The sequence below is a fragment of the Vibrio barjaei genome (assembly GCF_001639065.2).
GTDB classification, from domain to species: Bacteria; Pseudomonadota; Gammaproteobacteria; order Enterobacterales; family Vibrionaceae; genus Vibrio; species Vibrio barjaei.
This window is the reverse complement of record NZ_LQXO02000008.1, coordinates 106,246-112,962: the sequence shown is the minus strand read 5'-3', so window position 1 is coordinate 112,962 and position 6,717 is coordinate 106,246. Positions and strand designations below refer to the sequence as shown.

At 45.2% G+C, this 6,717-nt stretch carries 6 protein-coding genes; 4 read left to right on the top strand and 2 right to left on the bottom strand.

Going from position 1 to position 6,717, the window contains the following annotated elements; all coding sequences use genetic code 11:
* Positions 1-225: 225 nt before the first annotated feature.
* Positions 226-771, bottom strand: coding sequence for an oligoribonuclease (gene orn, locus AWH66_RS04595; protein ID WP_006075671.1), 546 nt, complete (start codon positions 769-771; stop codon positions 226-228).
* 99 nt (positions 772-870) lie between these two features.
* Between orn and rsgA the strand changes: the two genes are divergently transcribed.
* The 4 genes from rsgA to AWH66_RS04575 all read left to right on the top strand — a co-directional run bounded on the left by rsgA (position 871) and on the right by AWH66_RS04575 (position 5,595).
* Positions 871-1,926 (top strand): small ribosomal subunit biogenesis GTPase RsgA, encoded by a 1,056-nt coding sequence (gene rsgA, locus AWH66_RS04590; RefSeq protein WP_038223784.1) that lies wholly within the window; start codon positions 871-873, stop codon positions 1,924-1,926.
* Between the two features lie 132 nt (positions 1,927-2,058).
* Positions 2,059-2,949, top strand: coding sequence for an archaetidylserine decarboxylase (gene asd, locus AWH66_RS04585; protein ID WP_063604351.1), 891 nt, complete (start codon positions 2,059-2,061; stop codon positions 2,947-2,949).
* Between the two features lie 220 nt (positions 2,950-3,169).
* Entirely contained in the window at positions 3,170-4,585 is a 1,416-nt protein-coding gene (locus tag AWH66_RS04580) for an SLC13 family permease (RefSeq protein WP_063604349.1), read from the top strand.
* A gap of 113 nt (positions 4,586-4,698) precedes the next feature.
* Positions 4,699-5,595: a DMT family transporter gene (locus AWH66_RS04575; protein WP_063604348.1), complete on the top strand. Its 897-nt coding sequence runs from the start codon at positions 4,699-4,701 to the stop codon at positions 5,593-5,595.
* On the opposite strand, the gene epmA is transcribed toward AWH66_RS04575, so the two are convergent.
* Positions 5,592-6,563, bottom strand: coding sequence for an elongation factor P--(R)-beta-lysine ligase (gene epmA, locus AWH66_RS04570; protein WP_143081465.1), 972 nt, complete (start codon positions 6,561-6,563; stop codon positions 5,592-5,594). The two genes, AWH66_RS04575 and epmA, sit on opposite strands and share 4 nt — an antisense overlap.
* Positions 6,564-6,717 lie beyond the last annotated feature (154 nt).

Here is a 6,717-nt window from a genome sequence, read left to right as displayed (position 1 = left end):
GTGACCTCAACCTTGGCAAGGTTGCGCTCTACCAACTGAGCTAGTGTCGCATTGAACGTCTTTCGTCGTTCAGGGCTGCGAATTATAAGAGCATTTTTTTGTGATGCAAGTCCTTATCAGCAAAAAAACCAACTTTTTTTTCGTTTGATGAAAAAGCACACAAAAATACGTTATTTTTCCGCCAACTACAGCCCTAAACTTGTCTTTTTAACAAATATTCGAAGATCAGATAGTAAAAATAGTCTCACGATAATATTTGAGTTCAGCAATAGACTCACGAATATCGTCCAACGCTAGATGGGTTCCTTGTTTAGAAAAACCATCAAGGACTTCCGGTTTCCAGCGACGAGTCAATTCTTTTAACGTACTGACATCCACGTATCGATAATGGAAATACTCTTCAAGTTCCGGCATGTGTTTGTAGAGAAAACGTCGGTCTTGGCCAATACTGTTGCCACAGATCGGTGATTTTCCTTTTGGTACCCATTGCTCCAAAAACGTGATGGTTTGTTTAATGGCTTCCGCTTCATCGTATTCACTGTCTTTAACGCGAGCCACCAGCCCACTTGCGGTATGGGTATTAGTGCACCAATCATCCATTTTTGCCAACTCTTCATCCGATTGGTGAATGGCGATTACTGGGCCTTCAGCAAGAATGTTTAACTCACTGTCCGTCACTATACTGGCGATTTCGATAATTTTATGTTGCTCAGGATCCAGTCCTGTCATCTCTAAATCAACCCAGATCAAGTTGTCATCACTGAAAGACATAATGCCCTCGTCTATTTGTTTTCTGCTAAAAGAGGTACTATACCGAAATTAAATTCAGTAACCCAAATGGTTTGATGCAAATTGCATCATTGAAATATCGTGGCGAAAAAGAAAAAACTAACCAAAGGTCAGGTGCGTCGTGTACGCAGCAACCAAAAGAAAAAACTGGCAAAGGAAGAAACGGTCCAGTGGGATGAAACCATGCTTGGTGCAGTCAAGCAGGGGCTTGTTATCACGCGTTTTGGGCAACATGCCGACATTGAAGATCTCGAAACTAAAGAAATTCACCGCTGTAACTTAAGGCGCGGCATAGAATCTTTGGTGTCTGGCGATCGCGTTAAATGGCGAGTTGGCCTTGAATCTATGCATGGTATTTCTGGCGTTGTAGAAGCTGTAGAGCCACGAACCTCAATGCTAACTAGACCTGACTACTATGACGGTCTCAAGCCCGTAGCAGCAAACGTTGACCAAATGGTGATCGTCTCTGCTGTAGTGCCAGAGTTGTCTTTAAACATCATCGATCGCTATTTGATTGCCTCTGAAACATTAGAAATCGCGCCACTTGTGGTTCTAAATAAAATAGACCTACTTCCAGAGCAAGATCGCGAGACGTTTTACCAGCTTTTAGATGTCTACAAGAACATCGGTTACAAAGTATTGCTGGTCAGTAAAGAGAGTGGCGAAGGCATAGAAGAGCTCGAGACTCACTTAAAAGACAAGATCAATATTTTTGTTGGTCAATCTGGTGTAGGCAAATCAAGCTTGGTTAACGCCCTGATGCCAGAACTCGATGTAGAGGAAGGTGAAGTTTCCACTAACTCTGGTTTAGGCCAACACACCACGACAGCAGCAAGATTGTACCATTTCCCATCAGGCGGCGATCTTATCGACTCTCCAGGGGTACGTGAGTTTGGCTTGTGGCACTTAGAACCAAATGAAGTCACCGAAGCCTTTGTTGAGTTCAAGCCCTATCTAGGTGGTTGTAAGTTCAGGGACTGTAAACACCTAGATGATCCTGGTTGCATCCTTCGTGAAGCAGTAGAAGAAGGTAAAATCGACCAAGTACGCTTTGATAACTACCATCGAATTATCGATAGCATGAGCGAAGGCAAAGCGAACCGCCAATACTCTAGAAACAAAAAAGCCGATTTGTGATAACCCTAGAACATGGGCGAGATTAACACTCTGACCGTGTATCATTCACAAATTGCTGACATTTAGGGCGAATTACATTAGTATCTCGCGCCCTGAATTAATAACACTCAATTAATGTTGGAATAGTAAACAATGGATAAGATTAAAGTTGGACTGCAATACTGGATACCTCAGCACGGCTTGACCCGTTTGGTAGGTAAACTGGCATCAGCAAAAGCAGGCGGTCTAACAACAGCGATCATTCGTTGGTTTATCAAGCAATATAACGTCAATATGGATGAAGCTTTGCACGCAGATCCAGCTCACTTCAAAACCTTCAATGAGTTTTTTGTGCGTGAGCTGAAGCCGGGAATGCGTCCAATTGCAGAAGGTGAAACGGTGATTTCCCATCCTGCAGACGCATGCGTGAGCCAATTTGGGCCAATCACTGACGGTAAGCTTATCCAAGCGAAGAACCACGACTATACCGCGCAGGAGTTACTTGGTGGCAATGCTGATTTAGCGGCTGAATTTGCTGAAGGCGAATTTGCGACTCTCTATCTATCGCCTAGGGACTACCATCGAGTGCACATGCCATGCGATGGCACTTTGCGTCAGATGATTTATGTTCCAGGCGATCTGTTCTCTGTAAACCCATTGACGGCCGAAAATGTACCTAACCTATTCGCCCGAAATGAGCGCGTTGTGTGTATTTTCGATACTGAGTTTGGGCCAATGGCTCAAGTACTGGTTGGGGCAACGATCGTGGGCAGTATTGAGCTTATCTGGGCTGGCACAGTAACACCACCTCGCGGTAATACTGTTTACACCTGGGACTACCCTGCAGAAGGTGATAAGTCAGTCGTGCTGAAGAAAGGCGAAGAGATGGGTCGCTTCAAACTAGGCTCAACGGTCATCAACTTATTTGCTAAAGACAGCATTCGCTTTGATGACAGCATGCAGAATAACGCTCCAACCGTGATGGGCACCCCTTACGCTCATCAGCAAAACCATACGGAAAGTGTGTTACAAGACGACGAATAACAAACCTAAACGGTGCCTCGGCACCGTTTTTTGTTTAGATGATATAACGACACTTCGCTTTAAAATCCCGTGGTAAATAGCCATTCAGATTTTGACGCAAAGCAAAACACCTTACGAATCTTCCCTCGACTTTTCAAAACTTTAACACCAGTCTAAGACCCCAATTAGAATATCTTTTAACCTAGGTGCAGTTTAAATATCCACCATGGTGACCGCCCCTATGCCGAAGATACATACTGGGACACTCATTAAGCTATTCATCTGCTTTTTAGTGCCGTTAGGCGTCCTGATGATGCCTATTGATTGGATTCCGATTGATGACCTCACGCTGATTCAGCACCGATTATTAGCCATCTTTCTACTCGCCGCTTTGTTATGGGTACTCGAACCCGTACCAGTCTTTGCCACCTCAATTCTGATCATTGCGCTTGAGTTGATCATGATTTCTGACAAAGGACTTCACTTATTCCGCACGCCACCAGCAGGTCATGAACTTGGTGAACTGATGGCTTACACTGATATTTTCAGTGCCTTCTCATCACCAATTATTATTCTGTTTATGGGCGGCTTCGCGCTTGCAATCGCCGCTTCAAAATACGAACTTGATAACAACCTAGCTCGCGTACTGCTTAAACCTTTTGGACAGCAGCCTAAGTTCATTATGCTGGGGTTAATGTTGATTACGGCTGTGTTCTCAATGTTCATGTCTAATACTGCGACAACAGTCATGATGTTAGCCCTCCTCGGTCCTATCGTTGCCTCTGCACCCAAAGGTGACTTGGGTATCAAAGCTTTAGTACTTTGTATTCCGATTGCCGCCAACACCGGGGGTATTGCCACTCCGATCGGAACACCACCAAACGCTATCGCGTTGCAATATCTTACTGGTGAAAACACGATTGATTTCTTGCAATGGATGATGATGGGACTACCGTTTGTCATCGTTCAGCTCACATTAGCTTGGTTCCTACTGCAGAAACTGTTTCCATCTTCTGAAGACAAAATGGTGCTCAAACTGGAAGGCGCTTTCCAGAGAAACTGGCGGGCTATGGTTGTCTATGTGACCTTTGCCACAACGATACTACTATGGATGACCACCAAGCTTCATGGCATGAATACCTATGTAGTTTCTATCATTCCACTTGCTGTATTTACGCTAACAGGCATCATGGGTAAAGATGAACTGAAGCTCATTAACTGGGACGTACTTTGGTTAGTCGCGGGTGGTATCGCCATTGGGATTGGTTTGGATAAAACCGGACTGGCCGCAGCATTAGCGCATGCCATTGATTACGAGTCCCTCTCTCCATTTGCTGTCGTGATTACGCTGTCGATTGTGTGTTGGTTAATGGCTAACTTTATGTCCAATACCGCAACCGCAAACCTGTTAATGCCTATCGCTGCGGCAATCGGTGCATCAATGGAAAGCTTAGCCAGCATTGGCGGATTACAAGGATTGCTCGTAGTGGTCGCCTTCTCAGCATCCCTCGGTATGATTTTACCAGTGTCCACACCACCAAACTCCTTGGCGTACTCAACCGGGCTTATAGAAAGTAAAGACATGGCAAAAACCGGTCTTATCATTGGTGTAATCGGCCTGCTCATAGTCTATGCAGCAACGCTCATCCTCACCTGATCATAGGTTAATGAAATCCTCTTGCTTACAAGTAAGAGGATTTCATTGCAGTTTTCACCGTGCCATAGTAAAACCTAATGAATTAACAGGGATAATACACGTTAGGGATAACAATGGGATTTGAATGGCTGGCGCTGATCGCCGCTTTTTTATGGGCGGTATCTAGCATTATTTCCGTCACCCCAGCCAAGCATCTAGGATCCTTTTCCTATAGTCGCTGGCGCATGGGTTGTACCGCAATCATACTCTCCACGATGGCTGCCATTACTGGTGGCTGGTCAAGCGTAGAAACCAGTCATATTACACCGATGATGCTCTCTGGGCTTATTGGTATCTTTATCGGCGATACTGCCCTATTCGCCTGCCTCAACCGTATGGGACCGAGACAAGCGGGGCTGCTATTTTCCTGCCACGCCGTGTTCTCGGCAGTCTTAGGTTACTTCTTATTTGCAGAAACCATGACATCGTTAGAGCTGGTCGGCTCCGCTCTAGTCTTCTCCGGCGTTGCTACGGCTATTTTCTTTGGTCGACGTGGGAAGAGTAACCACAAAGCTAACGAACTCGAAACCATCAAAGGCAATGTGTGGTTTGGTGTAGGACTTGGTATCACCGCAGCCTTGTGCCAGGCTCTTGGTGGAATTATTGCCAAGCCCGTGATGCAAACTGCAGTGGACCCTGTCGCTGCCTCTGCTATTCGTATGATCACCGCTTTTATCGCTCATAGCTTGTTTCTATTTACCGGGGCTCGACACGCTAAAAGCATTAACCCTATTACTTGGTCGATATTTGGTATCACGGCACTTAACGGTTTCTTAGCGATGGCGGTAGGCATGACGCTGATTCTGTTTGCATTGCAAACCGGAAATGTGGGGATGGTCGCTTTGCTTTCTTCGACCACGCCGATTATGGTGCTGCCGCTACTTTGGTTGTACACCAAGCAGCGCCCCAATAAATACGCTTGGTTAGGAGCCCTACTCGCAGTAGCGGGCACCAGCATATTGGTCAGTTAAGCGCGCGGAAACGGAAACGCAACCACTTCATCAATATGTTTTGCACCAAGCGCTAACATAATGAGTCGGTCAATACCTAAAGCAACGCCAGCACATGCCGGAAGGCCTGACTTTAGTGCATCTATTAAATGGTAATCAATTGGCTGCTGAGGGAGTCCCATTTGCTGACGCTTGCGATTGTCCTCTTCAAAGCGAGCCAATTGTTCATTTGGGTTGTCTAGCTCATGAAAACCATTCGCTAGCTCTATACCCTTAAAATAGACTTCAAATCTATCCGCAACACGCTCATCGTTTGGATTGACCTTAGCCAGAGCAGCTTGTGAGGCAGGAAAGTCATATACAAACGCAGGAACGTCTTGGCCGATCTTGGTTTCTACTCCCATGCTAAAAAGCAATTGCAACAGCGTATCTCGATCTTGTTCTTTATCCGCAATATCACTTAACCCTAAGCTTCCAGCCGCCATTCGGAGTTCTGACATACTCGCCATTAGCGGGCACACTCCTAAGTGGGTAACAAACGCCTGTTGATATGTCATGCGCTCAGCGCCGTTACACGCCAGCACCATCTTTAACAATTCATCCATTTCATCCATTAACTGATGGTGGTCAAAGCCTTCGCGATACCACTCAAGCATGGTGAACTCAGGGTTGTGGTAGCGACCGCTTTCTTCATTACGGAATGCTTTATTGATTTGATAAATAGAGCCACTGCCCGCCGCCAACAAACGCTTCATATGAAATTCAGGACTAGTAATAAAATACAGCTTACGACCATCCGCATAACCCGGCCCAACAAACTCTGTTTGGAACGTATGTAAATGGATATCTGTCACAGTCGCATGACTCATAGCAGGCGTATCCACTTCCATTACATTCCTTGATAGGAAAAAGTCTCGTATTGAATGGATTATTTGCGCTCTTTTTTTCAGCAAAGCCACAGATGCTGTGGGCTGCCACTCATTGCAAATCATAATTAAACTCATTAGCTCTGTTTATTGATAATTATACGATTGTGGAGATTTCTACTCAATAACACGTGATTTTAATCACACATCATATAAATACTATGCTTCTCTTTGCATTTCCGGAGCAAAAACCTAACTCAATCAATTTTTTTGCCAT

Bases quoted from the DNA above. Each gene is read 5' to 3' on its own strand.
- orn (WP_006075671.1), bottom strand. From the start codon at position 771: ATGTCTTTCAGTGATGACAACTTGATCTGGGTTGATTTAGAGATGACA.
- asd (WP_063604351.1), top strand. From the start codon at position 2,059: ATGGATAAGATTAAAGTTGGACTGCAATACTGGATACCTCAGCACGGC.
- AWH66_RS04580 (WP_063604349.1), top strand. From the start codon at position 3,170: ATGCCGAAGATACATACTGGGACACTCATTAAGCTATTCATCTGCTTT.
- AWH66_RS04575 (WP_063604348.1), top strand. From the start codon at position 4,699: ATGGGATTTGAATGGCTGGCGCTGATCGCCGCTTTTTTATGGGCGGTA.